Annotated in this window: 28 protein-coding genes; 7 read left to right on the plus strand and 21 right to left on the minus strand. The window is 56.2% G+C overall.

Annotated elements, in window-relative coordinates:
* Positions 1–11: 11 nt before the first annotated feature.
* The 9 genes from queA to PL263_RS06205 form a co-directional block, all read right to left on the minus strand.
* Positions 12–1,031, minus strand: coding sequence for a tRNA preQ1(34) S-adenosylmethionine ribosyltransferase-isomerase QueA (queA, locus tag PL263_RS06165; RefSeq protein WP_278212855.1), 1,020 nt, complete (start codon positions 1,029–1,031; stop codon positions 12–14).
* A gap of 72 nt (positions 1,032–1,103) precedes the next feature.
* Positions 1,104–1,391, minus strand: a complete 288-nt coding sequence (locus PL263_RS06170; RefSeq protein WP_278212166.1) for a succinate dehydrogenase assembly factor 2 — start codon at positions 1,389–1,391, stop codon at positions 1,104–1,106.
* Entirely contained in the window at positions 1,388–2,170 is a 783-nt protein-coding gene (locus PL263_RS06175) for a succinate dehydrogenase iron-sulfur subunit (RefSeq protein WP_278212167.1), read from the minus strand. The genes PL263_RS06170 and PL263_RS06175 overlap by 4 nt, the downstream gene beginning before the upstream one ends.
* Positions 2,170–3,954 (minus strand): succinate dehydrogenase flavoprotein subunit, encoded by a 1,785-nt coding sequence (gene sdhA / locus PL263_RS06180; RefSeq protein WP_278212168.1) that lies wholly within the window; start codon positions 3,952–3,954, stop codon positions 2,170–2,172. Before sdhA ends, PL263_RS06175 begins: the two co-directional genes overlap by 1 nt.
* Positions 3,955–3,957: 3 nt before the next feature.
* A complete protein-coding gene (gene sdhD, locus PL263_RS06185) occupies positions 3,958–4,338 on the minus strand; it encodes a succinate dehydrogenase, hydrophobic membrane anchor protein (protein WP_278212169.1) in 381 nt (126 codons plus the stop codon).
* 15 nt (positions 4,339–4,353) lie between these two features.
* Positions 4,354–4,725, minus strand: a complete 372-nt coding sequence (gene sdhC / locus PL263_RS06190) for a succinate dehydrogenase, cytochrome b556 subunit (protein WP_140913808.1) — start codon at positions 4,723–4,725, stop codon at positions 4,354–4,356.
* Between the two features lie 36 nt (positions 4,726–4,761).
* Positions 4,762–4,935, minus strand: a complete 174-nt coding sequence (locus PL263_RS06195) for a succinate dehydrogenase assembly factor 4 (RefSeq protein WP_140913807.1) — start codon at positions 4,933–4,935, stop codon at positions 4,762–4,764.
* Positions 4,932–6,260, minus strand: coding sequence for a citrate synthase (locus PL263_RS06200; protein WP_278212170.1), 1,329 nt, complete (start codon positions 6,258–6,260; stop codon positions 4,932–4,934). The genes PL263_RS06195 and PL263_RS06200 overlap by 4 nt, the downstream gene beginning before the upstream one ends.
* Before the next feature lie 181 nt (positions 6,261–6,441).
* Positions 6,442–7,623, minus strand: coding sequence for an NAD(P)/FAD-dependent oxidoreductase (locus PL263_RS06205; RefSeq protein ID WP_278212171.1), 1,182 nt, complete (start codon positions 7,621–7,623; stop codon positions 6,442–6,444).
* Positions 7,624–7,767: 144 nt separating this feature from the next.
* Here PL263_RS06205 and ppdK point away from each other — a divergent pair, with 144 nt between their 5' ends.
* Positions 7,768–10,509 carry a pyruvate, phosphate dikinase gene (ppdK, locus tag PL263_RS06210; protein ID WP_278212172.1) on the plus strand — a complete coding sequence of 914 codons (2,742 nt, stop codon included), beginning with the start codon at positions 7,768–7,770 and terminating at the stop codon, positions 10,507–10,509.
* Positions 10,510–10,555: 46 nt separating this feature from the next.
* Here ppdK and PL263_RS06215 read toward each other — a convergent pair whose 3' ends face one another.
* Entirely contained in the window at positions 10,556–11,794 is a 1,239-nt protein-coding gene (locus tag PL263_RS06215) for a diguanylate cyclase (protein WP_278212173.1), read from the minus strand.
* Positions 11,795–11,993: 199 nt separating this feature from the next.
* On the opposite strand from PL263_RS06215, the gene PL263_RS06220 reads away from it, so the two are divergent.
* From PL263_RS06220 to PL263_RS06245, 6 genes are all read left to right on the plus strand, one after another.
* Positions 11,994–12,476, plus strand: coding sequence for a transcriptional repressor (locus PL263_RS06220; protein ID WP_278212174.1), 483 nt, complete (start codon positions 11,994–11,996; stop codon positions 12,474–12,476).
* Positions 12,477–12,686: 210 nt separating this feature from the next.
* A complete protein-coding gene (locus PL263_RS06225; protein WP_278212175.1) occupies positions 12,687–14,642 on the plus strand; it encodes a BRCT domain-containing protein in 1,956 nt (651 codons plus the stop codon).
* Positions 14,639–15,418 (plus strand): hydroxymethylpyrimidine/phosphomethylpyrimidine kinase, encoded by a 780-nt coding sequence (locus PL263_RS06230; protein ID WP_278212176.1) that lies wholly within the window; start codon positions 14,639–14,641, stop codon positions 15,416–15,418. Before PL263_RS06225 ends, PL263_RS06230 begins: the two co-directional genes overlap by 4 nt.
* Entirely contained in the window at positions 15,415–16,026 is a 612-nt protein-coding gene (thiE, locus tag PL263_RS06235) for a thiamine phosphate synthase (protein ID WP_278212177.1), read from the plus strand. The genes PL263_RS06230 and thiE overlap by 4 nt, the downstream gene beginning before the upstream one ends.
* Positions 16,027–16,043: 17 nt before the next feature.
* Positions 16,044–16,250 carry a dodecin gene (locus PL263_RS06240; RefSeq protein WP_054763253.1) on the plus strand — a complete coding sequence of 69 codons (207 nt, stop codon included), beginning with the start codon at positions 16,044–16,046 and terminating at the stop codon, positions 16,248–16,250.
* A 10-nt stretch (positions 16,251–16,260) separates the two neighbouring features.
* Complete coding sequence (locus PL263_RS06245) at positions 16,261–16,698, plus strand: nucleoside deaminase (protein WP_278212178.1); 438 nt, start codon at positions 16,261–16,263, stop codon at positions 16,696–16,698.
* Positions 16,699–16,918: 220 nt separating this feature from the next.
* Here the strand turns inward: PL263_RS06245 and PL263_RS06250 are convergent, their stop codons facing one another.
* The 11 genes from PL263_RS06250 to PL263_RS06300 all read right to left on the minus strand — a co-directional run bounded on the left by PL263_RS06250 (position 16,919) and on the right by PL263_RS06300 (position 26,072).
* Positions 16,919–17,968, minus strand: a complete 1,050-nt coding sequence (locus PL263_RS06250) for a hypothetical protein (protein ID WP_347568939.1) — start codon at positions 17,966–17,968, stop codon at positions 16,919–16,921.
* Between the two features lie 84 nt (positions 17,969–18,052).
* On the minus strand, positions 18,053–18,976 hold the full coding sequence (locus PL263_RS06255) for a pyridoxal-phosphate dependent enzyme (protein WP_278212179.1): 924 nt from the start codon (positions 18,974–18,976) through the stop codon (positions 18,053–18,055).
* A complete protein-coding gene (gene folP / locus PL263_RS06260; protein WP_278212180.1) occupies positions 18,973–19,791 on the minus strand; it encodes a dihydropteroate synthase in 819 nt (272 codons plus the stop codon). The genes PL263_RS06255 and folP overlap by 4 nt, the downstream gene beginning before the upstream one ends.
* A gap of 123 nt (positions 19,792–19,914) precedes the next feature.
* Positions 19,915–20,133, minus strand: coding sequence for a Nif11-like leader peptide family natural product precursor (locus tag PL263_RS06265; RefSeq protein WP_140913794.1), 219 nt, complete (start codon positions 20,131–20,133; stop codon positions 19,915–19,917).
* A 202-nt stretch (positions 20,134–20,335) separates the two neighbouring features.
* Positions 20,336–20,824 carry a flavin reductase family protein gene (locus PL263_RS06270; RefSeq protein ID WP_140913793.1) on the minus strand — a complete coding sequence of 163 codons (489 nt, stop codon included), beginning with the start codon at positions 20,822–20,824 and terminating at the stop codon, positions 20,336–20,338.
* 95 nt (positions 20,825–20,919) lie between these two features.
* Positions 20,920–22,416, minus strand: coding sequence for a lysine--tRNA ligase (gene lysS / locus PL263_RS06275; RefSeq protein WP_278212181.1), 1,497 nt, complete (start codon positions 22,414–22,416; stop codon positions 20,920–20,922).
* Between the two features lie 33 nt (positions 22,417–22,449).
* Positions 22,450–22,818: a DUF5615 family PIN-like protein gene (locus PL263_RS06280; RefSeq protein ID WP_278212182.1), complete on the minus strand. Its 369-nt coding sequence runs from the start codon at positions 22,816–22,818 to the stop codon at positions 22,450–22,452.
* Positions 22,815–23,045, minus strand: a complete 231-nt coding sequence (locus PL263_RS06285) for a DUF433 domain-containing protein (RefSeq protein WP_278212183.1) — start codon at positions 23,043–23,045, stop codon at positions 22,815–22,817. Before PL263_RS06285 ends, PL263_RS06280 begins: the two co-directional genes overlap by 4 nt.
* A 29-nt stretch (positions 23,046–23,074) precedes the next feature.
* Entirely contained in the window at positions 23,075–24,172 is a 1,098-nt protein-coding gene (gene prfB, locus PL263_RS06290) for a peptide chain release factor 2 (protein ID WP_140913788.1), read from the minus strand.
* A 69-nt stretch (positions 24,173–24,241) separates the two neighbouring features.
* On the minus strand, positions 24,242–25,030 hold the full coding sequence (gene lgt / locus PL263_RS06295; protein ID WP_140913786.1) for a prolipoprotein diacylglyceryl transferase: 789 nt from the start codon (positions 25,028–25,030) through the stop codon (positions 24,242–24,244).
* 94 nt (positions 25,031–25,124) lie between these two features.
* Positions 25,125–26,072: a LysR family transcriptional regulator gene (locus tag PL263_RS06300; RefSeq protein WP_278212184.1), complete on the minus strand. Its 948-nt coding sequence runs from the start codon at positions 26,070–26,072 to the stop codon at positions 25,125–25,127.
* Between the last annotated feature and the right edge of the window lie 72 nt (positions 26,073–26,144).

Genomic DNA, 26,144 nt, shown 5'->3' on the forward strand with positions numbered 1-26,144 from the left:
GCGCAAATAAGTCAGTAAATCAACATCGCATCGCCGTAACTGAAAAAACGGTAACGTTGGTCTATGGCATGGCGGTAGGCGGCCATTACCGCGTCGTAACCGGCAAACGCGGAAACCAACATGAGTAATGTCGACTCCGGCAAATGAAAGTTGGTGAATAACGCGTCGATCGATTTAAAACGGTAACCTGGCGTAATAAACAAATCGGTATCGCCGACTCCCGCCGCCAGCTGACCGCCAGCTGACGCCGACTCCAACGCCCTGACCGCAGTCGTCCCTATCGCGACCACCCGCCCTCCCCGCAACCGCGCAGCTTCGACTGCAGCGACAACGTTTTGCGACACGCTGTAAAACTCTTTATGCATGGTGTGCTGGCTCAGGTCTTCCACTCGCACCGGCCTGAAGGTGCCGCTACCGACATGTAAGGTCACAAACGCCCGTTTCACCCCTTTGCGGTCCAGCCTATCCAACATCGCCTGGTCGAAATGCAGACCGGCGGTCGGCGCCGCGACGGCGCCGGCCTGCTCCGCGAATACGGTCTGATAGCGTTCCAGATCGCTATTTTCATCATCGCGATTGATATACGGCGGCAGCGGAATATGTCCAACTTCGTCCAACAACGCCAGGACACCATCAGCCCCAGAAAAACGTAGACGGAATAAATCCGCCTCCCGCTCGACGACTTCCAAACAAGAGCCGTTTTCCAACTGAATCCTGGCGCCCGGCTTCGGCGACTTGCTGGCTCTGATATGAGCCAAAGCCTGCTGCTGGCTTTCGATGCGTTCGATCAAAATCTCGACCTTACCGCCGCTGGCTTTACGACCGAAAATACGGGCTGGAATCACTTTAGTATCATTGAATACTAATAAATCATCAGGCGACAACAAGTCGACCAAATCGGTAAACTGGCGGTCAAACACTACACTGCTTGATTTATCCAGGTGTAACAGGCGGCTGGCGCTACGCTGCGGTAAGGGGTATTGGGCAATTAACTCTTCCGGCAAGCGGTAATTAAAGTCGCTCTTTTTCATCATAAGATTGGGTAAAAATAAGGCGTCCGGTGGCTACCGGACCGAGAATAGATGGGCAAACAAAAAACCGGCTTAATTCGATATGTCGTCGGGGGTAGCGGACGATTCGTCCGTTTGCTGTATGGCAGGTAGTGAGCGGATGGCAATAACCAGCTCTGCCAAACTAGGGTCTGCCGGTAACCGGTCGGTCATCAAATAGGGCATCAGTTCGACGTCTTCCATATCCAATACGCGTAGAAAGGCATGTTGCCGTTCTGGGGGGGCGGACAAATACGCGTGTTCTAAATAGCGGAGCAATAATAAATCCAGTTCCAAGGTGCCGCGCCGGCAACGCCAGCGCAGTTTATTCAATTCGCTCACAAGTGGTCGCGTTCTACCAACCGCTTCTTGATTTCGGCGATGGCCTTGGCCGGATTCAGACCTTTCGGACAAGTGTCGGTACAATTCATGATGGTATGGCAGCGGTACAGCTTGAACGATTCGTCCAATTCGTCCAGGCGTTCCTTATCGTTGTCGTCGCGGCTATCCGCCAACCAGCGGTAGGCTTGCAACAAAATCGCCGGCCCTAGGTACTTATCGCTGTTCCACCAATAACTCGGGCAACTGGTCGAACAGCAGGCGCACAGCACGCATTCGTAGAGACCGTCCAATTTAGCCCGATCTTCCCGACTTTGCAGCCGTTCGCTATCGGCCGGCGCTTCAGCTGAAGCCGTCAGCCAAGGTTTGATCGATGCATACTGTTCGAAAAAATGGCTCATGTCGGCCACCAAATCCTTGATTACCGACATATGCGGCAGCGGGAATATCTTGATGGTGCCTTGGTAATCGCTGATGGCTTTGGTGCAGGCCAAGGTGTTTTTGCCGTTGATGTTCATTGCGCACGAACCGCAGACCCCTTCTCGACAGGAGCGGCGAAAGGTCAAGCTGCTATCGATTTCGTTCTTGATCTTCAAAATCGCATCCAGCACCATCGGGCCGCAGTGATCCATATCGATCTCGTAACTATCGATCCGCGGATTCTCGCCGGAATCCGGGTCCCAGCGGTAGACTTGAACCAGACGGATATTCGTGGCCCCGTCAGCTTTGTACAGCTTGCCTTTTTTGACGACGGAGTTTCTGGGTAAAGTAAATTCAACCATTAGTAGACCCTCTCTTTCGGCGCCACGACTTCCACTTCGTCAGTCAGCGTATATAAATGGACAGGACGATAATCGATAGTTACTTGATTATCCTGGCGCCAAGTCAATGTGTGTTTCAGCCAGTTTTTGTCGTCACGCTGCGGAAAATCCTCGCGGGCGTGGCCGCCGCGGCTTTCTTGCCGGTTGGCGGCGGCGGCAATCGTGACTTGGGCTTGACCCAACAGATTATCCAACTCCAGGGTTTCCACCAAATCGGTATTCCAGATCAACGATTTATCGCCGACTTTGACATCACCGAACGATGCGGCAATCTCTCCGATGCGTTCCACGCCTTCCCGTAAAGTCTCGGCGGTACGGAATACCGCCGCCTTGGCCTGCATCGTGGTTTGCATGTCCAAGCGAATCTCCGCGGTCTTTCTGCTGCCGTTGGCATGGCGGATAACGTCGAACCGCGACAAGGCTTTGTCGCAGGCGTCTTTTATCAAAGGTTTATGCGGCATGCCCGGCTTGATCAATTCGGTGGCACGAATCGCGGCGGCGCGGCCGAATACGACCAAGTCCAGCAAAGAATTGGACCCCAACCGGTTGGCGCCGTGAACCGAGACGCAAGCCGTTTCCCCGATCGCCATCAGGCCCGGCACCACACGATCGGGGTCGCCGTCCTTCAAGGTCACGACTTCGGCTTTGTAGTTAGTCGGAATGCCGCCCATGTTGTAATGCACGGTCGGAATCACCGGAATCGGTTGTTTAGTGACGTCGACGCCGGCAAAGATGCGCGCGGTTTCAGCGATACCGGGCAGGCGTTCGTGAATGATGGCCGGATCGAGGTGTTCCAGATGCAGCAACGCGTGGTCTTTTTTCGGACCGACGCCGCGGCCGGCGTTGACTTCCATCGTGATCGCTCGGCTGACCACATCGCGCGACGCCAAGTCTTTCGCGTTGGGCGCGTAATTGGGCATGAACCGTTCGCCTTCGGAATTGGTCAGATAGCCGCCCTCGCCTCTCGCGCCTTCGGTGATCAGACAACCGGAGCCGTAAATACCGGTCGGATGGAACTGGACGAACTCCATGTCCTGTAGCGGCAAACCGGCCCGCAGGACCATGCCGTTACCGTCGCCGGTCACCGTGTGCGCCGAAGTACATGAGAAAAACGCCCGGCCGTAACCGCCGGTCGCCAGCACGGTTTGATGGCCGCGAAACAGATGAATCGAACCGTCATCCAGACACCACGCCAGCACGCCGCGGCATTCGCCGTCTTCCATGATCAAATCCAGCGCGATGTATTCGACGAAAAACTCGGCGTTGTGCTTTAAAGCTTGTTGATACAGCGTATGCAGAATCGCATGGCCGGTAACGTCGGCCGCCGCGCAAGTGCGTTGCGCCTGCGCCTTACCGTAATGGGTGGACATGCCGCCGAACGCGCGCTGGTAAATTTTGCCTTCCGCGGTCCGCGAAAACGGTACGCCATAGTGCTCCAGCTCGATGATGGCCGGAATTGCCTCGCGGCACATGTATTCGATGGCGTCCTGGTCACCCAGCCAATCCGAACCTTTGACTGTGTCGTACATATGGAACCGCCAGTCGTCTTCACCCATGTTGCCCAATGCCGCACTGATACCGCCCTGCGCCGCCACCGTATGACTGCGGGTCGGAAACACCTTGCTGATACAAGCGGTTTTCAGCCCTTTCTCCACCATGCCGAAAGTCGCTCGCAAGCCGGCACCGCCGGCGCCAACCACCACCACATCGTGCTGGTGTTCAATGATGTTATATGCTGAGGCCATGATTTACCTTGCCAGAAGAATGATGACGATCGCCACTAACGCTGCGACGCCCAAAACCAAAAAAGTCAGATTGGTAGCCCGAATCGCCAAATGCCTTACCGGAATCGTCGATACGTAGTCCTCGATCACCACCTGTACCCCCAAAGCGGCGTGGTAAACCACCGCAACTGTCCAAGCGATGATAGCCAGCGTATTAAGCGGCGACGACAACCATGTCACCGTATCGGCGTATGGCGCATTCAAGGCCTTGTGCAACAGTATCAACAACCAAATCGATAGAGGCACCAAAGCAACTGCAGTCACCCGCTGGTACCAAAAGTGGCCCGATCCGCTGTGCACCGAGAAAAAATCGGCGGCTTTTTCCACGCAGGCTTTGTAATCCATAACCATCCTCCCTAATCAGGAAACGATAAACGTTAATAGCGTCAACGACGCCGAACACGCCAGTTCGTAAATTGCAAATTTATCCAGCGTCGCCCGCTCGAAGGTCTTACCGACATCCCAGATCAAATGCCGGATACCATGGACCAGATGAAAAAATAGCGCGTAAATAAAGCCCCAATACACCAGTTTGAATAACCAATACGCCATAAACGCCTGCATCGCCAGATAGGCGCTTTCGCCGGCGGCAATGGCAAACAGCACGTACACGAACAACACCAGGCCCATCGACAAAAACACGCCGGTCATCCGGTGGGTGATGGATACCAATCCGGTCAGCGGTAAGCGGTACACCTGCAAATGGGGGGAAAGCGGTCGATTGGCAGACATAAATGACCCTATGTTGAGTTTGAAGTAATTGCGGCGTCAAAAATCGACGCATCGTCCCTTGCGCTCCCAATCGCCGAAGCGAGTGGGTTCCGGTCCTTTCGGACCGTTGAACTCTTCCGGCTTGGCCGGGGTTGGTTCGGCTGAAGCCGGCTTTAATGCCGCCGTCTCCTCAGCAGTCACTTTTTCGTCGCTAACGTTCGATGGTGTCATATCGATTTGACAATAGGCTGGCGATCGACAATTGCCACAAAATCCCGGCGCGGCGGCCCCACGTAAAGCTGCCGTGGCCGGCTAATCGGTGTAGCGGTTTCTTCCATCATTTCCAGCCAGTGCGCGACCCATCCCGCGGTCCTGGCGATAGCGAACATCACGGTAAACATATCCACCGGAATATGCAGTGCCTTGTAGATGATGCCGGAATAAAAATCGACGTTGGGATAGAGTTTTTTCTCGATGAAGTAATCGTCTTTCAGGGCAAATTCTTCCAAAGCCAACGCCAATTCGAATAGTGGGTCGTTGGTATGGGTGCGCTCTAAGACCTCGTAGCAGGTTTTGCGAATGATGGTCGCCCGCGGATCGAAGTTTTTGTACACCCGATGACCAAACCCCATCAGGCGGAATGGATCGTTCGGGTCTTTGGCCTTGGCAATGTAGTTCGGTACGTTTTCGACACTGCCGATCTGCGCCAGCATGTTCAACACCGCCTCGTTGGCGCCGCCGTGCGCCGGTCCCCACAAAGCGGCAATCCCGGCCGCGACGCAGGCATAAGGATTGGCGCCGGTGCTGCCGGCCATCCTTACCGTCGAGGTACTGGCGTTTTGCTCGTGGTCGGCATGCAGAATGAACAGCAGGTTCAATGCCTTGACCAGATTGGGATCGATGTAGTGGTTCTGGTCGATGTAGTTCTGCGAAGAGCGCGAAAACATCATATTCAGAAAGTTTTCGCAGTAGCTCAAATCCATGCGCGGATAGACGAAGGGCCGACCGACCGAGTGCCGGTAAGACGCGGCAGCGATAGTCGGCATCTTGCCCAGCAGCCTTGCCGCGCAGATGCGCCGGCTGTCAGGATCCTTGATATTCAAATCGCTATGGTAGAACGCCGACAAGGAACCGACCACTCCAACCAGCATTGCCATCGGATGGGCGTCGTAATGAAAACCGTCGAAGAATTTGCGCAGCGATTCGTGGATAGTGGCGCGGTCGCTGATTTCCTCGTTGAAGTCGCGCAACTGGGTCTGATCCGGCAACTCGCCATTCATCAGCAAGTAAGCCACTTCGGTGAATTCGCAGTTCTCGGCCAACTGCTCTATCGGATAACCGCGGTACAACAAGATACCCTTGTCGCCGTCGATATAGGTAATTTTGCTTTTACAGCTGGCGGTCGCGATAAAGCCCGGATCGTAAGTGAAACAACCCAAATCCTTGTTCAAGGAGCGCATATCCGCAGTATCTGCACCTAAAGACCCCTTCAACAACGGATATTCCACTTCTTTCCCGGTGGCATTATGCCTAACCGTTAAAGTCTCGTTTGACATGGTTTCCTCAGTATTCTGTTAGCAGAAGCTTAGCAGGCAGACCGATTATCACACAGCATGATTGATCGACCAACCCTAAATCCGCAGCTCGGCTCGGAAGGATGGGCCGGTATGGCTGGCTAGCCGCGTCGAAGTCCGGTATTCGCTACCAGCCGGCGAATTGGCGCTTTGAGGGCGTCGGTTAAACGTACTGTCCGGCGCACCAGCCCGACGCCCAAGCCCATTGAAAGTTGTAGCCGCCCAGCCATCCGGTCACGTCCACCACCTCGCCAATGAAATATAAACCCGGTACCTGCAAACACTGCATGGTCTTTGACGAAAGGCTGTCGCAATCGACTCCACCTACTGTAACCTCTGCGGTTCGGTAGCCTTCGCTGCCGTTTGGTTTGACGGTCCAGGTGTGGAGGCGTGCAGCCACCGCATCTATTTGCTTGTCGGAGCAATTTGCCGCCGCAGCCAGCAGGTAATTGTCGTCGAGCAAGGCTTGCAATAGCCGTTTGGGCAGATACTCTGCGAGTAAATTTTGCAATTTGGTATTGTTGCCATTACTACGCGCGGCTTTCAAGCGTTCGACCAGATCGAATTCGGGCAGCAAATCGATCGATAAGGTCTCGCCGGGGCGCCAATAAGACGAGATTTGTAAAATCGCCGGGCCGCTCAAACCTCTATGGGTAAACAGCAGGTTTTCTCGAAAAGTCCGCTCGCCGCAACTAGCCCGACAAGCCACGGCAATTCCGGATAGCGGCGCAAGGCGCCGACCATCGTCATCCTGCCAAGTCAACGGCACCAGGCCGGCCCGAGTTGGCCAAACCTTGATGCCAAATTGCTCGGCGACCCGATAGCCGAACGGCGTGGCGCCCATCTTCGGAATTGACAAACCGCCGCTAGCGATCACCAGGCTGTCCGAGCGGCGCTCGCCGAGGCTGGTGTCTAAGACGAAGCCGCCGTTTTCTGTCTGTTGCAACTTATCGATCCGGCAATTCAACTCGATGACCACGCCATATTGCCGACATTCCGCCAGCAACGCATTCAGAATATCCTTGGCGCTGTCGTCGCAGAACAATTGGCCGTGCAAACGCTCGTGGTAGGGTATTCGATGCCGGTGAACGAAATCGATGAAATCCCATTGCGTGAAGCGGCTTAACGCCGATTTGCAAAAATGCGGATTGTGCGAAATGTAATTTGCCGCCTCCACCGTGTAATTGGTGAAATTGCAGCGACCTCCGCCCGACATCAATATTTTCTTGCCCGCCCGGTTAGCATGATCCAGCACCCGGACTTTACGGCCGCGTTTGCCGGCCTCGATGGCGCACATTAACCCGGATGCACCAGCGCCAATAATAATCACGTTCGAATTATCCATTCCGAGCAACTTGTAATAGCCTAAAAAAATCGGTAAAAAGTGAGGGTATTCTAACCGCATTTCTCCGCAGGCCGCGGCGCTGCTCCCGGCAACGCTCCGTCGGCTTGCGAGCCCTCAATTCTCACCACTTCGACAAGAGCGACAATGACTGCACAATACAGCTACTCATTCAACACCGGCGATGGTAAAAACAAGGCCTTATTAGGCGGTAAAGGCGCCAATCTGTGCGAAATGACCCAAATGGGTTTTAACGTGCCGCCGGGCTTTGTCATCACTACCCAAACCTGTCTCAGCTACCTGGAACAGAAACGCTTGCCGGACGGTTTGATGGACGAAGTGCGCGCACAAATTTCAGAGATCGAGCGGGTGACCGGCAAACATTTCGGCGGCGCCAGCGACCCGCTGCTGGTCTCGGTGCGGTCCGGCTCGGCGATTTCGATGCCGGGCATGATGGACACCATCTTGAACCTGGGTCTGAACAAGCAGACCCTGGCCGGCCTGATCGAGGAAACTTCCGACCCGCGTTTCGCTTACGACGCTTACCGGCGCTTCATTCAACTGTTCGGCAAGGTAGCGCTCGGGATTGAAGACGAGAAATTCGACACCCATTTCAACAACGTCAAACGCGCCGCCGGCATCAAGGCCGACGTCGCATTGAGCGCGGACCAGTTACAAGAAATCAGCGAATTGTTCTTGATGGTCGTGCATGAAGAAACTGGCCGGCCGTTTCCGGAAGACGTTTACCAGCAATTGGAAATTGCGATCTGCGCCGTATTCAATTCCTGGATGGGCAAGCGAGCGGTCGACTACCGCAAAGAATTCCACATCACGCCGGATATCGCCAACGGCACCGCAGTCAATATTGTGACCATGGTGTTCGGCAACATGGGCGACGATTGCGCTACCGGCGTTGGCTTCACCCGCAATCCCGGCACCGGCGAAAACGAGATGTACGGCGAATATTTGGTCAATGCCCAAGGCGAAGATGTCGTGGCCGGCATCCGCACCCCAAAACCGGTGCACGAAATGGCCAAGGAAATGCCCGAGCAATACCGGCAATTGGTGGAATTGCGCAACAAGCTGGAAGCGCATTACCACGAAGTGCAGGATTACGAATACACCATCGAACGCGGCGTGTTGTACTGCCTGCAAACCCGCAACGGCAAAATGAATGCGGCGGCGATGGTCAAAACCTCGATCGACATGGTCGCCGAAGGCCTGATCAGCAAGGAGCAAGCCTTATTGCGGATCAATCCGGAGTTATTGGAACAGTTGCTGCATCCGCAACTGGCGCCGGATCACACCAACAAACCAATCGCCACCGGCCTGCCGGCTTCACCGGGCGCGGCCTGCGGCCATTGCGTATTCGACGCCGATACCGCCGTCCGCCTCGCTAAAACCGGTCAGGATTTAATCCTGTTGCGGGAAGAAACCAAACCAGAGGACATCCACGGTTTCTTCGCCGCCCAAGGCGTTTTGACCAGCCGCGGCGGTAAAACTTCGCACGCCGCGGTGGTGGCGCGCGGCATGGGCAAGGCCTGTGTCGCCGGCGCCGAAGACATCAAGGTCGATGTGCGGGCGCGACTGGCTATCGTCGGCGATATCCACATCAAGGAAGGCGATCTGATCACGATCGACGGCAGTAACGGCAATATATATCTGGGCCGAATTCCGACCATCGCCCCGCGATTCTCCGATGAACTGAAAATCTTACTCGGCTGGGCCGACGAAGTCGCCCGGCTGCGGGTCCACGCCAACGTCGACACGCCGGAAACCGCGCGTCTGGCGGTGAGTTACGGCGCCAAAGGCATTGGCCTCTGCCGCACAGAACGCATGTTCAACGCCGCCGACCGGTTGCCGCTGGTAGTCGACATGATCCTGGCCCACAACACCGAAGAGCGGGAAGCGGCGCTGGCCAAACTATTCCCGATCCAGCGCGACGACTTCGAACAATTGTTCGAAGCGATGTCGCCGCACCCGGTTACCGTCCGCTTGCTGGACCCACCGATGCACGAGTTCCTGCCCAACGAACACCAATTGACCGACGAACTGGACGCGCTGAAACATTACCTGACCATCGTCAAGGGCCAACGGGTGACGCTGGACACCTTGACCAATGCCGGCGACCTGCCGGCGCCGTTCAACCGGTTGAACGAAGACGTGATCCTGGAAGCGATCGCCAAGAAGCAGATGATGCTGGACAAGGTGCTGGAGCTCTACGAAGTCAATCCGATGCTGGGCCACCGCGGCGTTCGCCTGGGCATGAGCTATCCGGAAATCTACAAGATGCAGATCCGCTCGATTTTGGAGGCGGCGGCGCGTTGCATCAAACAACGGATTCCGGTCGAGCCGGAAATCATGGTGCCGCAAGTCATCACGGCGCAAGAACTGAAAAAGGTGAAAGGCTACGTCGACGAAATCCAGAACGAGGTCGAAAGCCAGTACAAGATAAAACTGAACTTCAAATTCGGCACGATGATCGAAACGGTCAGGGCCTGCACCCGTGCCGACCGCTTGGCGGCGACGGCCAGCTTCTTCTCGTTCGGCACCAACGATTTGACCCAGGCCACCTTCTCCTTCTCGCGGGAAGACGCCGAAAACAAATTCCTGCCCTTATACGAAGAATCCGGCTTGTTGGAAGACAACCCGTTTGAAACGCTGGATATCGAGGGCCTCGGCAAACTGATGAAAATGGCGGTGGATTTGGGCCGACAACAACGCCCGGATTTGAAAATCGGCATTTGCGGCGAACACGGCGGTCATCCACGTTCGATCCGTTTCGTCCATAACTTGGGCTTGAACTACGTCTCCTGCTCGGCGCCGCGAATTCCGGTGGCCAGGCTGGCGGCTGCCCACGCCAAACTGCTGGAAAATAAGCCAATATAAGCCGACGCAGCCGGCGCCAAAAACCAGGCGCCGGCCGCTTCGCTGTTTATTCCCGGTAACGTCCGACCCGGTTCCGCCCCGAAGCCTTGGCGTCGTACAAGGCTTGGTCGGCACGATACAGCAAGCTATCGAAGGCTTGATCGTGGCCCGGAATGATGGTCGCCACGCCGAGACTGATCGTCACAAACTCGGAAATCTTCGAATCCGGATGCGGCATCCGCATGTTTTCTACCGCTTTCCGCAGGATTTCCGCCAACACCAGGATTTGGTCGGCGTCGCATGCCGCCACCACACAAAACTCTTCGCCGCCGTAACGGGCGATCAAATCGCCGGGCCGGCGAAAAAACCGTTTCAAGGTTCTTGCCACCTGCCGCAAACACTGGTCGCCTTCCAAATGCCCCAGATTGTCGTTGTAGGATTTGAAAAAATCGATGTCAATCATAATCATCGACAATGGGTATTGATGCCTTAACGCCCGTTTCCACTCGCGCTTGACGAAAGCGTCGTAGTAGCGCCGATTCGGCAGTAATGTCAGCGAATCCAAATAGGCCAATTGCAGCCGGCTCTGGGCTTTGTCCAGTCGTTTGCTCAGCCGAGCTTGCGCCAAATACGACAACAACAACACAATCAAACCGATCAGCGCGACGATAGCATGCGTGATCACCAAATGCTCCACCCGCTCGTTGACGAAACTATCCAGGCTGGAGGCCGGTATATTCACGCTGACGCCGCCCCGCACGTCGCCCAGCGTATATCCGTCCTGATCGTGGCATTTCAGGCATTCCGGTTCGACCAGCAACGGCGCCATATAGCGGTAAAACGGTTTACCGTCGATCATGCCGGACCCGCTGACGCTTTTTTGGCCTTGCTTGAACGCAGCCATCGCTCCGGCCTCCCAACTATCCGGTTTGTTCTCCGGCCGCAGTGGTTCGGTACTGGTGATATGGAAGTTGATACCGCTTTGACTCTGGCTCATTTCCGCCAACTGCCGGGTCATGAATGCCGGATTGATCAAAGTCAGCTTGACGCCTTCCTTGGTTTCGACATCGCGGTTGGGCACTTTCAAATAAGGATTGGGTTGCGTGCCTGGATCGATCGGAACGTACACGCCGCCGTGCGAGGCATTCCACTTTCTGACCAGCACAATGTGATCGAAAAACATTTCGGCCTGACGGGTGGCGATATTTTGCGCGTACTGTTTGGTGTCCATTACTTGCTGGTATAGGTTCAGGCTAAGCAGCATTAGCCACAGAACCGCATAAACCAGGAACGTAATCCGTCTCATCAATTGCCTCAAAAAATACTTGCCACCACGCCGTGCTCCTCACCGGCCGCGTATCCAACAACCACACTATGGCGCCCGTGGAAGCGCTGTCACATCATATCAGCAGACAACTTCGATATGAATTGAAATGGCCTGTTGATGCTGGCACTATAAACAAGCCGGACGCCCAAATGAATGAACCTTATCACTCTTCCAGCAAATGACAGAATCAGAACGTATCAGCCACGCGGAACACGACCACAACCAATGCATTCGAAAAGCGATAAGTGTAGCGGAACAGCTTTGCTTGTCACGCGGCGTGCAGTTAACCCCGATCCGGCACAAAATTCTGGAGTTGATTTGGAACAGCCACAAGGCGGTCAAAGCTTACGATCTGCTCGACCAAATCCGCCCGGTCAACGATGCCGCCAAACCGTCAACCGTCTACCGGGCGCTGGATTTTTTACTGGAACAAGGCCTGATTCACCGAGTGGAAAGTCTGAATGCTTTCGTCGGCTGCCATTGCTCCGGCACCCAGCACGACCAACTCTTGCTGATCTGCACCGCCTGCCATACCGTAGAAGAGCGCGCCGCCCCAAACGTACTGAGCGCGCTGGAGGTGGAATTGACCACTGCCAACTTCGTCCCGCAGCGGAAAACCATCGAGATACACGGATTGTGTAAATCCTGTAAACCTGCTTAGACCAGCGCGTCAGAAAAAGCCGACAAACATTGACCTGGGTCAATGCTTTTATCGGCTAAAGCCCTAAACTGCAGCCATGTCGAACGCTTTCCTACCGTCGACATGATCCTCTTGAAAGATAGATGCCTGGCGGGTGAGTTTACTCTCCCGCCTTTTTTTTGCCGCGCGATCCTCCTATAATCGCCGCCCTACCCACTCCAAACCACCCGCATGCTCAGCGACAGCCAAAAACGCCTGCTCCAACAAACCGGAGACGAGTTGCAGGACATCGGCGAACACCGTTTTTGCGAGCTGTGTCGCCATCCGCAGCAAATCGAATCGACCGCCGACAACGAGTTGATCGCCTTTTTGAAAGTCGCCAACGCCCTCTACCGCGGCGGCGAACCGGCGATCAGCGACAGCGACTACGATTTCGTGTTTCTGGCCGAACTGAAACAGCGCCACCCAGAACATCCATTGCTGCACGAAGTGGAGCCGGAACCGGCCTTCGCCGGTAAAACCGTCGATCTGCCGGTGATGATGCTATCGACCGACAAGGCCTACAGCCGCGACGAAGTCGAACGCTGGGCGGCGCGCATCGAAAAAGCGGCGGAAGAACTGGGCCAGAACTTTGCCGAGCTGCAATTCAAGATCACGCCAAAACTGGACGGTTACGCCGCCTACGACGACGGCCGCATGCTGTATACCCGCGGCGACGGCCGCAAAGGCCAGGACATCAGCCGCGTGTTCGAGCGCGGCCTGCAAGTTGCCAACCAAGGCCAGCGCGGCCTGGGCGCCGGCGAAATCGTGGTCAGCCGCAGTTATTTCGATCGGAACCTGGCCGACTTTTTCGACAACCCGCGGAATTTTCAGGCCAGCGTGATCAAGGAAAAAGAGCTGGACGAACACGCCCAACAAGCCATCAACGACCATGCCGCGGTATTTTATCCGTTTGCGTTACTGCCGGCCTGGACCGGCGCCTGGGCCGAATTGATCGCCGACTTCGAGAGCCACGTCAAAACCATCTGGCATAAAGTCGACTACGACGTCGACGGCGTGATTCTGGAAATCGCCGACGAGGGATTGAAAACGTATTTAGGCGCCACCCGCCACCACCACCGCTGGCAGTTGGCGTACAAGGAAAATTTGGAAACCGCCGAAGTCAGAATTTTGCATGTCTTGCCGCAAACCTCGCGCTCGGGCCGGATTACGCCGGTCGCCGAGCTGGAACCGACCCGACTCAGCGGCGCCCTGCTGTCGCGGGCGACGGCCCACCATTACAAAATGGTGCTGGACAAGGGCATAGGTCCCGGCGCGCTGATCCGCCTGGCACGTTCCGGCGAGGTGATTCCGAAAATCGAGGCGGTCATCCGCCCGGCCGAACCCGACATCCCCGAGGCCTGTCCCAGTTGCGGCCACGCCTTGATTTGGGATAACGACTACCTGCTTTGCCCGAACAATCTGGCTTGTCCGGCACAAATCAGCAACAGCATGGAGCATTTCTTCAGGGTATTGAAAAACAACGACGGTTTCGGCGCCGCCAGCATCAAACGTCTGTACGAACACGGTATCCGCCGCGTCGACCAAATCTACGCCCTCAGCGCCGAGCAATTCGAAGGCATGGGCTTCGGCCCGAAACAATCGCAAAATCTGGTCGACCAGTTGTTGCGCAGCCGGCGCGAAGCGGTCGAAGACTGGCGCTTCCTGGCCGCGTTCGGCGTGTTCCGCATGGGCTTGGGCAATTGCGAACGTTTGCTGGCCCACTACCCCCTGCAAGCTATCTTCGAATTGAGCGAAGCCGATATCGTCGCGATCGAAGGCTTTGCCGAAAAAACTGCCGCCGTGATTACCGAAGGCTTCGCCAATATCAAACCCTTGTTCGATAATTTAATGGCGCTGGGATTTAACTTACAGGCCAGTCAGGCGCAACCCGACGAAAACGCGCACCCGTTGGCCGGCAAAACCCTGGTATTTACCGGCACTTTGCACAGCGGCAGCCGCGATGAGCTTAGCAAACAAGCCAAAGCCAAGGGCGCCAAAGTCGGTAGTTCGGTATCGGCCAAGACCGACTATCTGGTGGCCGGCGACAATGTCGGCGCCAACAAAACCAACGCCGCCCGCGAAAAAGGCGTCGAGGTAATCAGCGAGCAGGAATTTCTGGCCTTGCTAAACGGAGACACAGCATGAGCCGGCCGATCGTATTGTGTTTTTCCGGCCACGACCCCAGCGGCGGCGCCGGGATTCAAGCCGATATCGAAGCCATCGCCAGCCACCGCTGCCACGCCGCCAGCATCGTCACGGCACTGACCGAACAAGACAGCCGCAACGTCAAAAAGCTGATTCCGCAGCGCGCGGAGGATATTCTCAGCCAAGCCGAAACGCTGTTAAACGACTTCACAGTTGCCGCCTGCAAAATCGGCCTGATCGGCGACGCCGAAGTCGCCAGAGCGATTGCCCAGGTATTGCGGCAATATCCGACCGTTCCGGTGGTACTGGACCCGGTGCTGGCTGCCGGCGGCGGCACCGAGTTGGCCGGCCGGCAGTTGATAGACGTCATCGTCTCCGAACTACTCCCGCTCACGACCTTACTCACCCCCAACAGCGATGAAGCCCGCCGCCTCTCCGGTCAAACCGATCTGGCCGACTGCGCGCGCTGGCTGCAACAGCGCGGAGCCGAGTACGTGCTAATCACCGGTACCCACGAAAACTCCGAGCTGGTACACAACCGTTTATACATGCCCGACGGCCTCAACCAAACCTTCAATTGGGAACGCCTGCCCCACCACTACCACGGCTCCGGCTGCACGCTGGCTAGCACGATTGCCGCGTTGCTGGCCCAAGGCCTGGACATGTTCACCGCCGTCAGCGAAGCCCAGGAATTTACCTGGCAATCCCTGGCTGCGGCCTACCTGCCCGGAACAGGCCAACATCATCCGGACCGGCTATTTTGGGTGGAGACATGAAGTTTCCCGGCAGAGGCCTGTACGCCATCACCCAACCGGACGGCAAATCCATTGCTCAAGTCGTCGCAGACGTTGAAGCGGCGTTACGCGGCGGTGCCGCCGTGATTCAATACCGCGACAAAAATCCGCTGGATGCCGGCAAACTGGCCGCCGAGCTGTTGGCCGTTTGCCACGCGCACCAGGTGCCGTTATTAATCAACGACAGCGTCGAATTGGCGCTGGCGGTTGGTGCCGACGGCGTGCATTTGGGCCGCGACGACGGCGACCTGGCGGCCGCCAGGGCCGCATTGGGGCCCGACGCGATCATCGGCGTGTCCTGTTACAACGACATCGGCAGAGCGACAGCGGCCGTCGCCGCCGGCGCCGATTACGTGGCCTTCGGCCGCTTTTTCCCTTCCGGCTCCAAGCCATTGGCCGCGCCGGCCGAAATCGGCACGCTAGAAATAGCCAAGCGCAGTTTGCAAGTCCCTATCGTCGCGATCGGCGGCATATTGCCGGAAAACGCTGGACAGCTATTGGCAGCCGGTGCAGACTTACTCGCCGTCATCGGCGGCGTATTCGACGGCGACCCGTTCGCAGCCGCGCGCCGTTTCCAGGCATTGTTCTAATTTTTGCGGAGGCCGCCATGCCAGACCATGTCTACCAAAAAATCGAATTAACCGGCTCGTCCACTGTCAGCATCGAAAACGCGGTGGAAAACGCCGTGGCCAAGGCCGGCGAATCGGTGGCCAATATGCGTTGGTTCGAAGTAATCGAAACCCGCGGCCATATCGCCGACGGCAAAATCGCCCACTGGCAAGTCACGATCAAAGTCGGTTACACGCTGGACTGAACTGCCGGTTATGGACGCCTTTCTGCAAGCCGCGATCGCCGAAGCCGAAGCCGGTTTGGCGGAAGGCGGCATCCCGATCGGCTCGGTGCTGGTTTATCAGAATCGTATCATCGGCCGCGGCCATAACCGCCGGGTGCAACAGGGCAGCGCCATTCTGCACGGCGAAATGGATGCGCTGGAACATGCCGGCCGCTTACCGGCCCAGGTCTACCGCGACAGCGTGCTCTACACCACCTTGTCGCCCTGCGCGATGTGCAGCGGCGCGATTTTGCTATACGGCATCCCGCACGTCGTAATCGGCGAGAACCAAACCTTCGTCGGCGAAGAAGAATTACTGCGCCAACGCGGCGTAAGGCTGGAAATAATCCAAGACCAGCGCTGCATCGAATTAATGCGGGATTTCATTGCCGCCCGTCCCGAACTCTGGAACGAAGACATCGGCGTCTAAGCCTCGCCTAACGCCGGGCGGTCAAAGCCTCGCGCTCGCGTTTCAACAACTCGGCTTTGCGTTCGATTCCCCAGCGGTAACCGGCCAGTTTGCCGTCGCTGCAAACCGCCCGATGGCACAGACACCGCCTGCCCCGCCGGCGACCAGCACGGCCCCCAAAGCACAACTGCCGACGGCATAGCCGATGCCGTAGCCGTTCCGGGCGATTCTCGGCGACGGGCTAGACACCGCTAAACCGAATGTAGCGCCGCAACGGTGAACCGGCAGTCCAGACGAAGGCTTCGGTGTAGTAGTGCATCAAGGCCAGATAACCGATCAGCCCCAAGGTAACCGCCTTGTAGACCTGCGTCGCGAACAGGGTTTGTAGCAACAGATTCACCAAGTCGTCGCCGTAAGCCTGCAACAGGTAAGTCAACATAAACGATAACAGCGGCAATACCACCGCCGCCGGAATCCGGCAACTTGCGGCTACCCGGAACAATGCGTTTTCCGGGCGGATGCCGTGGCGGTTGACGTCGTGGGTCACGTAAAAACTATAGGCGGTAATGTCATGCACCAGGCGCGGCATCAAAATCGCCAAAAAGTAATATTGCTGGCTGTAGACGTAACAACTGGCGACCACCAACAAGGTATTCGCCCACAAAAAATACCAGCCCAAACGGTTCGATACATAGCGTTGGCACACCAGCGTAGAAATACACAAGGCCGCAGTCAGCAATACCGCAACCTGCAACACCCGGGCGGCTTGTTCCGGCTCCAGGCTGTTGTGCATGAAGATGCCGATATAGGTAAAGATTCCGGCGCTGACGCTGAGCCACAATTGCAGATAAAACAACCGGTTCGGCAAACGGCAAACGGCCTTGGCGACGCCGTGCTGTTGTTTCAACACGTGGTAAACCGTCCAGCAGGCGCTGATCAGATACAACACCCGATACGGAATGAACAGGCTGCCGACCCCGAAAAACAACACGATAAAGCCGGTCATGCCGATCAGCTTGTTTTTGTAAGTCGCCAGATACTCGGTGTGGCTGGCCAGCAGTAAATTACTGGCGATGATATGCGGTGTGCCGAACAAGACTTGGAACAACAGGAAATGGCTGGGACTGGTCGGCAAGGCTTCGCGCAAGGCGTGGTCGAATCCGGCGCTATCCAGCCACACCAGCACCAAACTCAGCGGTACGATGGCGTACAAACCGAGCAGAAAACGGAACGACACCGCCATCGGCCGGGCTATGTCGGGTTGGGGGTTGGTCAGGCTTACTGTCGCCACGGTGCCACCTATCGTTATTATTTTGGGCAGCCGTTATTATCGCTATTTTGCCCCGCGACTCAATACGCTTGGTTTTTCCGGCGGTTAAGCGTTACCGCGCTTGCCTTGCAAGCCGCCGGTATGCATCGCAACGATACGATGCCCGACCGGAAAATAGCCGCGCGCGATCAAGTCGTATAGCGCATATAGCAATTTACCGGTGTAAACCGGTTCCAGCTCGATAGCGTGCCGACGTTGAAAATCTACGATGAAATCGAGCAATTGCGGGGTGGTCTTGGCGAAGCCGCCACAGTGGTATTCGGTCACAATCCGCCATACGGCATCGTTGGCAGCGCCGCCAGCATCCAACAAGGACTGGATGTCTTCGATCAGGAATTCGCCGCCTTTCAGCGCGGCGACGCCGATCAATTCGGTGCCGGGCGGCGCAGCGCCGATCAAACCCGCCAACATGGTGCCGGTGCCGCAGGCAACGGCCAGAGTATCGAAGCCGATATCGATTTCGGCGACCGATTCGGCGACGCCCTGCAACGCCAAATCCAGCGCTCCGCCTTCAGGCAGCCAATATTCGCCCGGTTTAAGGCCCGGCAGGCTGTCGGGGGTCCTAAAGGCGCGCAATTGCCGATAGTGCTGGCGCGACAGAAAACGCAGCTCCATGCCCCAGGCCACCAAATCCTGCAACGTTGGATTCAGTTCCGGCGGCCGCTCGCCGCGAATGTAGCCCACCGTGTTTAAGCCCAAAGCGCGGCCGGCGAAGGCCAAGGCATGCAAATGGTTGGAATAGGCTCCGCCCATGCTGAGTACGGTATCGGCGCCCCGATGCAACGCATCGTTCAGGCTGTATTTGAGTTTGCGCCATTTATTGCCGGACACGACCGGGTGCAACAAATCGTCGCGCTTCAACCAAAGCTGGATACCGCACCCGGACACGATCGCATCGTCGATCAGGGTCAACGGCGACGGCTGCAATTGAGTTTGAAAGGCTTGCAGCCGCGGATGTAAGCCGCTCACTGCGCCGTTTTGATCGCCCAGGCCACATCGATGGCCTGGCGATTGGCTTTGACGTCGTGCACTCTAAACATCCGCACGCCGGCCATCACGCCCAGGGCCGTGGTTACCGCCGTAGCGGTGACTAGCTCGGCGGGTTGTTCGACATTGCAGATATTGCCCATAAAGCGCTTGCGGCTGGCGCCCAACAGCACCGGATACCCCATCGCAACAAACCGCTGCAGATGCGCCAATAGCTGCAAATTATCCTGCTTACGCTTGCCGAAACCGATACCGGGATCGATGGCGATATTCTGCGCCGCAATCCCGGCATTCAAAGCCGCATCGATGCGTTGTTGCAAGGCTGCCGCCACCTCCTCGACGACATTCTCGTAGCAGGGGTTCTCCTGCATGGTTTTCGGCTCGCCTTGCATGTGCATCAGAATGATGGGCATGCCGCTGCGGGCGGCGAAAGCCAACATATCACTATCGCCCTGCCCGGCCGATACGTCGTTGATGATATCGGCGCCGGCATCGCGAGCGGCCGCCGCCACTTGGCTGGACATGGTATCGATGCTGATTCTGAGCGTCGGATCGAGTTGGCGAATTGCACGAATAGCCGGTACTACCCGGCGAATTTGCTCTTCCGCGGTGACCGGATCGGAGCCGGGCCGGGTCGACTCGCCGCCGACGTCAATGATGTCGGCACCCTCGGCGATCATTTTCTCGGCTTGGCTCACGGCTGCCGCCACACCGGTAAACTTGCCGCCGTCGGAAAAACTATCCGGAGTCACATTGAGTATCCCCATCAACTGGGGCCTGGCGGTGGGATTGAACATGTGGAAAAACTCCTCGAAGACAGCCGGATAGTTTACCGCCTTGGAGTCGTTTTGGGGTTACCGGCCGCAACAGCCGGTTGGGATACCGCCCCGCGCCAAGCGGCGAGAGGCGGTCGGGCTCGCTTAAGCCCTGAGCAAGGCCTTGACCAGTCTCTCCGACAGCTGTTCCTCAACGAATTGCGGTTCATTTGGCGGATATAACGAGACCTCATCAATCTCAAAACCGTATTCCTTGCCCAGTAAAATCAACTCTTTGATTTTCAAGCAAGCTTTGAGCTTTTCTTTCAAAGCCTCATCGGCTTTGGCTTTCTCGGAAAATTCTTTGATAACCTTTACTGACATTGTTAACTCCGTGATAACACTAAAAATGGATAGAATCCATTTACACGGAAGCAAAATTTCTGCCAGTTGTGAAATCGGAAATACCGCTGCTTTCGCGGCGCTTTAACGGGACCCGCTAACCGGGTTCAATATTTTCCCTTACAAATCCTAGTAAATTTGTCGCAAACCCAACAATGCGACAAATCAGCAAACCGCCCGCCAATTAGTCGGTCGCAGCCACCCGCCGATACGCGGAATGGTAGTAAAGCAACGGATCACCATCGCGGCAGACAACGCGGTCCACTTCGCCGATCACCACCCAATGGCTTCCGGCCTGGATTTGCTGCACCACCCGACATTCCAAAGCCGCCAGTGCTTCGTCCAAGACCGGCGCACCGTTTTCTCCGGCTTGCCAGGGTACGGCAGCAAACCGCTGCTCCTGCGTGGTACTGCCGGCAAACTGGTTGGAGACGTCTTCCTGGCTTTCGCCGAGGATATTGACCGCAAAGCGGCGACTCTCCAACAGCGCAGCGCCGGTATCGGTCGCCTGATTCAGGCACACCAGAATTTGCGGCGGCTCCAGCGATACGCTGCTGAAGGCGGTCGCGGTCATGCCCTTAGGCTGGTTTTCCCGGCTCAGAGTGGTCACCACCGTGACGCCGCTGGCCCATAATTTCAGCGCATTTTTGAATTGTTTGGCTTCGACACTCATGATGATTCACTTCCCGTAAGATTAATTTTCGCGATTGGCGGCCGCACAAAACCGGCAACGGCGCGGCCGTAGCCGGTGTTACGCCAATTATTCCGTCAATGTTTAGGCCGCATATGCGGGAACAGCAACACGTCGCGGATACTCGGCGAGTTGGTGAACAACATCACCAACCGGTCGATACCGATGCCCTCGCCGGCCGTCGGTGGCATGCCGTGTTCCAGCGCGGTGATGTAATCGGCGTCGTAATGCATGGCTTCGTTATCGCCGGCCTCTTTTTCCTCGACCTGCTTGCGGAAACGCTCGGCCTGATCTTCGGCATCGTTCAACTCGGTGAAGCCGTTGGCAATCTCGCGGCCGCCGACGAAGAACTCGAAACGGTCGGTGACGTGCGGATCGTTGTCGTTGCGCCGCGCCAGCGGCGACACTTCCACCGGATAGGCGGTGATGAAGGTCGGGTTCATCAAACGGTGCTCGACGGTTTTCTCGAAAATCTCGATCTGCACCTTGCCCAGGCCGTAACTGTCCTTGACCGGGATTTTCAGATTTTCGGCAACCTTGACCGCCGCTTCGCGGCTGGTCAAATCGACCAGCGTCAAATCGGGATTGAAATGCAGAATCGATTCCAGCACGGTCATCCGCGCAAACGGCTTACCGAAATCGTAAGTTTCACCTTGGTACTCGATTTGAGTGTTACCGACGATATCTTCAGCAATACCGCGCAGCATGGCTTCGGTCAAATCCATCAAGTCGCCGTATTCGGCGTAGGCCTGATAGAACTCCAGCATCGTGAATTCCGGATTATGCCGGGTCGACAGGCCCTCATTACGGAAATTGCGGTTGATTTCGAACACGCGTTCGAAGCCGCCGACTACCAGGCGTTTCAAATACAATTCAGGCGCGATGCGCAGATACAATTCCATATCCAACGCATTGTGAAAAGTCGTGAACGGCCGCGCCGTCGCGCCGCCCGGAATCACCTGCATCATCGGCGTTTCCACTTCCAGGAAGTCGCGGGCTACCAGAAAATCGCGAATGTAATTGACGATTTTCGAACGCATGACAAAAGTCTTGCGCGCCTCGTCGCTCATGATCAAGTCAAGGTAACGCTGACGGTACTTGATCTCCTGGTCGGCGATGCCGTGAAATTTTTCCGGCAACGGCCGCAAGGCTTTGGTCAGCAGCCGAATATCATCGACCTTGACACTTAACTCACCAACCTTGGTTTTGAACAAGGTACCTTCGGCCCCGAGAATGTCGCCGATATCCCACTTCTTGAACTGGTCGTTATAGACGCCCTCCGGCAGGTTGTCGCGCGCGACGTAAACCTGAATCTGGCCGGACATGTCTTGCAAATGGCAAAAACTGGCCTTGCCCATGATGCGGCGCGTCATCATCCGACCGGCAATCTTGACCCTGATCGGCTCGGCCAACAATTCCTCTTCGGATTTTTCGCCATATTCCGCGAGCAATTCTCCGGCCACCACGTTGCGGCGAAAATCTGTCGGAAACGCGATGCCTTCCTCGCGGATGGCATTCAGTTTTTCCCGGCGTTGTTTAATCTGTTCCTGTTCGTCGTGTTCGAGTTCTGACATGTTTTTAAAAACTAAAGCAAAAATAAAAATTAACTATCGGTCCAGAGGCAGCAAGCGCACCCGTTCGCGTAACTCGTCGGCAACGACCAGAGCGCCGTTCTCGAGTTCGGTATGAAAACGGCGCAACAACTCGATTGCCCGCGGCCCCAACGCTTGCGGTGCGATGTTTTGAGTGCGAATTTGAAACACACTGGGCGATTCAGCCCCCGTCAGCGCCAACAAAGTCCCGAAGTCCAGATCATGGGTAAAAACCACGGCGCCATTCTCACGCGCCCATCCAAACAACACGTGATCAGCGGCATTTGCCGCGCCTATTTCTGACCAATGCACCGCCTCGAACCCCGCGCCAACCAACACCGGCACCCAGGCCGGCGACAAGTTCATATCCAGCAATAGTTTCACGCCGCGTGCAAAGGCAATTCGATTTCCTCGGCTCGCCAAGCCGCAAAGCGCAACGCCTCGGTGATATCGTCAGCCTCCAAATAAGGGTATAAATCGAGAATCTGCTGCACCGAATAACCGCTGGCAACCAAACCGACCACAGTACCAACGGTGACCCTAAGGCTGCGTATGCAAGGTTTCCCACCCATTAGATTCTGGTCGAAAGTAATCCGTTGAAAATTTTTCATTACTCCCTCCGGTTCAGGTAAGGTTCGTTTTACAACCCGCTCTTCAAGCTCGCCTCAATAAACTGATCCAACGCCCCGTCCAATACTGCCTGGGTATTGCCGGTTTCGACGTTGGTGCGCAGGTCCTTGATCCGCGATTGGTCCAGCACGTAGGAGCGAATCTGGCTGCCCCAGCCGATGTCGGATTTGGAGTCTTCAATCGCCTGCAAGCCTTCGCTGCGTTTCAGCATTTCCATCTCGTAGAGCTTGGCCTTGAGCTGCTTCATCGCCGTGTCTTTGTTCTTGTGCTGCGAGCGGTCGCTTTGGCATTGGGTGACGATGCCGCTGGGCGCGTGGGTAATCCGCACCGCCGATTCGGTTCTATTGACGTGCTGGCCGCCGGCGCCGCTGGCGCGATACACGTCGATCCGCAAATCGGCCGGGTTGATGTCGATTTCGATATCATCGTCGATTTCCGGCGAGACGAAAACCGACGCGAACGAAGTATGGCGGCGGTTGCCGGAATCGAACGGCGATTTGCGCACCAAGCGGTGCACGCCGGTTTCGGTACGCAGCCAACCAAAGGCATACGGACCTTCGAATTTAATCGTCGCACTCTTGATGCCGGCCACATCGCCCGGCGATTCTTCGATCAGTTCGGTTTTAAAGCCCTTGGCCTCGCCCCAGCGCAAATACATGCGCTCTATCATCGATGCCCAATCCTGCGCCTCGGTGCCGCCGGAACCGGCCTGGATATCCAGAAACGCGTTGTTGGGGTCCATTTCGCCACTGAACATGCGCTGGAATTCCAGATTGGCGACCTGTTTCTCGTAGCCTTCCAGATCGCTGGCGACGGTATCGACCGTATCGGCGTCGTTTTCCTCGACCGCCATTGCCAACAACTCCTCGGCATCATTCAGGCCTTGCTCCAGATCCTTGATGGTATTGACGATACCTTCCAGCATCGCCCGTTCCTTACCCATCGCCTGCGCCTGTTCCGGTTTGTTCCAGATCGCCGGATCTTCCAGTTCGCGCAAAACTTCCACCAACCGTTCGCTTTTGCTGTCGAAATCGAGATAGTTCTTCAACCCGGCGCTACGCTCGCGCAGATCGGCAATCTTGTATTTAATCGGATTAATTTCTTGCATGAACCTATGCTCAAACAAAACGCCGGGCAAAGAACCCGGCGCAGATAAAAAACCGGTGATTATAAACGATTAGCCGACCGGTTTGGATTCCCGCGTACGGAACGACCAGACGATACAACCGATTCCGGCCAATACAAACGGCACGCTCAGCAACTGGCCGGTGGTGATCGCCATACCGTTGTCGTACATGGCTTGCTCGGTTTTAAAGTACTCCAGTACGAAACGGACGCTGAACAGCATCGCAATAAAGCTGCCGAATACGAAGCCGGGCTGGCCGCCGCGCTTGGTATAAATTCGCAATGAAACGACATAAACCAGCAGATAGCAAAACGCTTCGTAAAGCTGCACCGGATGGCGCGGCAAGTGGTCGACACGAGAAAACACCACACCCCACGGCTGCGCAGTCGGGATACCCAGAATTTCGGAATTGAAAAAATTGCCGATTCTGATCAAGGCGCCGGCCAATGCAGTCGGAATGCTGACCCGGTCCAGCAACCAGAAATAGCTATCGCCGTATTTGCGCCGATATAGATACAACGCCAGAATGATGCCCAGGGTGGCGCCGTGGCTGGCCAAGCCGCCCTCCCATACCGCCAGGATTTTCAGCGGGTGCGACAGGTAATAACCCGGATCGTAAATCAGCGTGTGCCCAAGCCTGGCGCCGAGGATGGTAGCGATCACCATATACCAGAGCAAGGTATCCAGCTCTTCGACGTTCTTGCCTTCGCGCTGGTAAATCCATTGCATGGTCAAAAAGCTGCCGACGAAACCGCAGGCAAACAACAAACCGTACCAGCGAATTTTTAAAAAACCGAAATCGACCAGAATCGGATCGATATTCCAGATCAAGTGTTCCATGACAGTGACGCGCTTGGTTAAGATCGTTAAAGGTTACTAGGTTACAAAAACCGGGGCAAATCGGCCGACCCTAACCGAGCCTCAGCGAGGACGCCTAAGCGCGGCTAACAGTGGCCGAGTCCGAAACGGACGCAGTATCGGACAACAAGCCGAACAAGCCTTTTTGCGCCTGCTCCAAAATCGTATTCACCAACGGATGCTTCAGCCGCCGCTGTGCGGTCACTGCATAAAACCGCTCGACCACGCCGTCGGCGATGCCCAACGTGCGCACTCCGTATTGGTTCTCGATCGCCCCCGCCACCGCCAGCGGCGAGAAAAACAAGCCGCTGCCGCCGGCGCCGAAGGTCTTCAACAAGCCGCTGTCTTCGACCTCGACCTGCACCGTCGGACTGATTTGATTGACATCGAACCATTGGTCCAACGAGCGGCGCAATGCGGTATTAGCCGTCGGCAACAGAAACGGCGCGCCGTTCAGACAACGCGGAAAGTCGCGGCGGTAACGTTCGGCCAGCGCCGGAGCGGCAAAAATCGCCACCTGCGACTCGCCCAGAAAATGGTTGAATACTCGGGCACCGCTGGCCGGCGTGGCCGGTACGTCGCACAACACCAGATCCACGCCGTGTAGGGCCAGCTCGGCCAGCAGACGCTCGGTCTTGTCCTCCAGACAATGGATTTGAACCGGCTCGGCCATCCGCAACAAAGGCTCGACCAAACAGTAAGACAACAATTTAGGCAATGCATCGCTGATACCCAGATTCAAGCGCATGCCGCGGCCGCCGCCGCCTTTCAGCATGTGCGTCAACTCGCGCCCCAGACTGAATATCTCCTCCGCATAGTGAAATACCGCACGCCCGGTATCGCTCAACACCAATTTCCGCCCCTGTTTGACGAACAATTGGCAGCCTACGGCCTGCTCGAATATCGCCAATTGGCCGCTGATGGTAGGCTGGGCCAAATGCAATACCTCGCAGGCAGCACTGATGCTGCCATGTTTGGCAACGACCCAAAAATAGTAAAGGTGCTGGTAATTGATTCTATCCACGGCCTTAATACATCGCTATTTTCTATGAAATAAATTTATTTATCCGATTTTACTATTTTTTTAACAAGGCAT

This window comes from Methylomonas sp. EFPC3, assembly GCF_029643245.1.
GTDB classification, from domain to species: domain Bacteria; phylum Pseudomonadota; class Gammaproteobacteria; order Methylococcales; family Methylomonadaceae; genus Methylomonas; species Methylomonas koyamae_B.

Excerpts from the sequence above, each read along its gene's own strand:
- queA (WP_278212855.1), bottom strand. The coding sequence starts at position 1,031 with ATGAAAAAGAGCGACTTTAATTACCGCTTGCCGGAAGAGTTAATTGCC.
- PL263_RS06175 (WP_278212167.1), bottom strand. The coding sequence starts at position 2,170 with ATGGTTGAATTTACTTTACCCAGAAACTCCGTCGTCAAAAAAGGCAAG.
- sdhA (WP_278212168.1), bottom strand. The coding sequence starts at position 3,954 with ATGGCCTCAGCATATAACATCATTGAACACCAGCACGATGTGGTGGTG.
- sdhD (WP_278212169.1), bottom strand. The coding sequence starts at position 4,338 with ATGGATTACAAAGCCTGCGTGGAAAAAGCCGCCGATTTTTTCTCGGTG.
- sdhC (WP_140913808.1), bottom strand. The coding sequence starts at position 4,725 with ATGTCTGCCAATCGACCGCTTTCCCCCCATTTGCAGGTGTACCGCTTA.
- PL263_RS06195 (WP_140913807.1), bottom strand. The coding sequence starts at position 4,935 with ATGACACCATCGAACGTTAGCGACGAAAAAGTGACTGCTGAGGAGACG.
- PL263_RS06200 (WP_278212170.1), bottom strand. The coding sequence starts at position 6,260 with ATGTCAAACGAGACTTTAACGGTTAGGCATAATGCCACCGGGAAAGAA.
- PL263_RS06205 (WP_278212171.1), bottom strand. The coding sequence starts at position 7,623 with ATGGATAATTCGAACGTGATTATTATTGGCGCTGGTGCATCCGGGTTA.
- ppdK (WP_278212172.1), top strand. The coding sequence starts at position 7,768 with ATGACTGCACAATACAGCTACTCATTCAACACCGGCGATGGTAAAAAC.
- PL263_RS06215 (WP_278212173.1), bottom strand. The coding sequence starts at position 11,794 with ATGAGACGGATTACGTTCCTGGTTTATGCGGTTCTGTGGCTAATGCTG.
- PL263_RS06220 (WP_278212174.1), top strand. The coding sequence starts at position 11,994 with ATGACAGAATCAGAACGTATCAGCCACGCGGAACACGACCACAACCAA.
- PL263_RS06225 (WP_278212175.1), top strand. The coding sequence starts at position 12,687 with ATGCTCAGCGACAGCCAAAAACGCCTGCTCCAACAAACCGGAGACGAG.
- PL263_RS06230 (WP_278212176.1), top strand. The coding sequence starts at position 14,639 with ATGAGCCGGCCGATCGTATTGTGTTTTTCCGGCCACGACCCCAGCGGC.
- thiE (WP_278212177.1), top strand. The coding sequence starts at position 15,415 with ATGAAGTTTCCCGGCAGAGGCCTGTACGCCATCACCCAACCGGACGGC.
- PL263_RS06240 (WP_054763253.1), top strand. The coding sequence starts at position 16,044 with ATGCCAGACCATGTCTACCAAAAAATCGAATTAACCGGCTCGTCCACT.
- PL263_RS06245 (WP_278212178.1), top strand. The coding sequence starts at position 16,261 with ATGGACGCCTTTCTGCAAGCCGCGATCGCCGAAGCCGAAGCCGGTTTG.
- folP (WP_278212180.1), bottom strand. The coding sequence starts at position 19,791 with ATGTTCAATCCCACCGCCAGGCCCCAGTTGATGGGGATACTCAATGTG.
- PL263_RS06265 (WP_140913794.1), bottom strand. The coding sequence starts at position 20,133 with ATGTCAGTAAAGGTTATCAAAGAATTTTCCGAGAAAGCCAAAGCCGAT.
- PL263_RS06270 (WP_140913793.1), bottom strand. The coding sequence starts at position 20,824 with ATGAGTGTCGAAGCCAAACAATTCAAAAATGCGCTGAAATTATGGGCC.
- lysS (WP_278212181.1), bottom strand. The coding sequence starts at position 22,416 with ATGTCAGAACTCGAACACGACGAACAGGAACAGATTAAACAACGCCGG.
- PL263_RS06285 (WP_278212183.1), bottom strand. The coding sequence starts at position 23,045 with ATGAAAAATTTTCAACGGATTACTTTCGACCAGAATCTAATGGGTGGG.
- prfB (WP_140913788.1), bottom strand. The coding sequence starts at position 24,172 with ATGCAAGAAATTAATCCGATTAAATACAAGATTGCCGATCTGCGCGAG.
- lgt (WP_140913786.1), bottom strand. The coding sequence starts at position 25,030 with ATGGAACACTTGATCTGGAATATCGATCCGATTCTGGTCGATTTCGGT.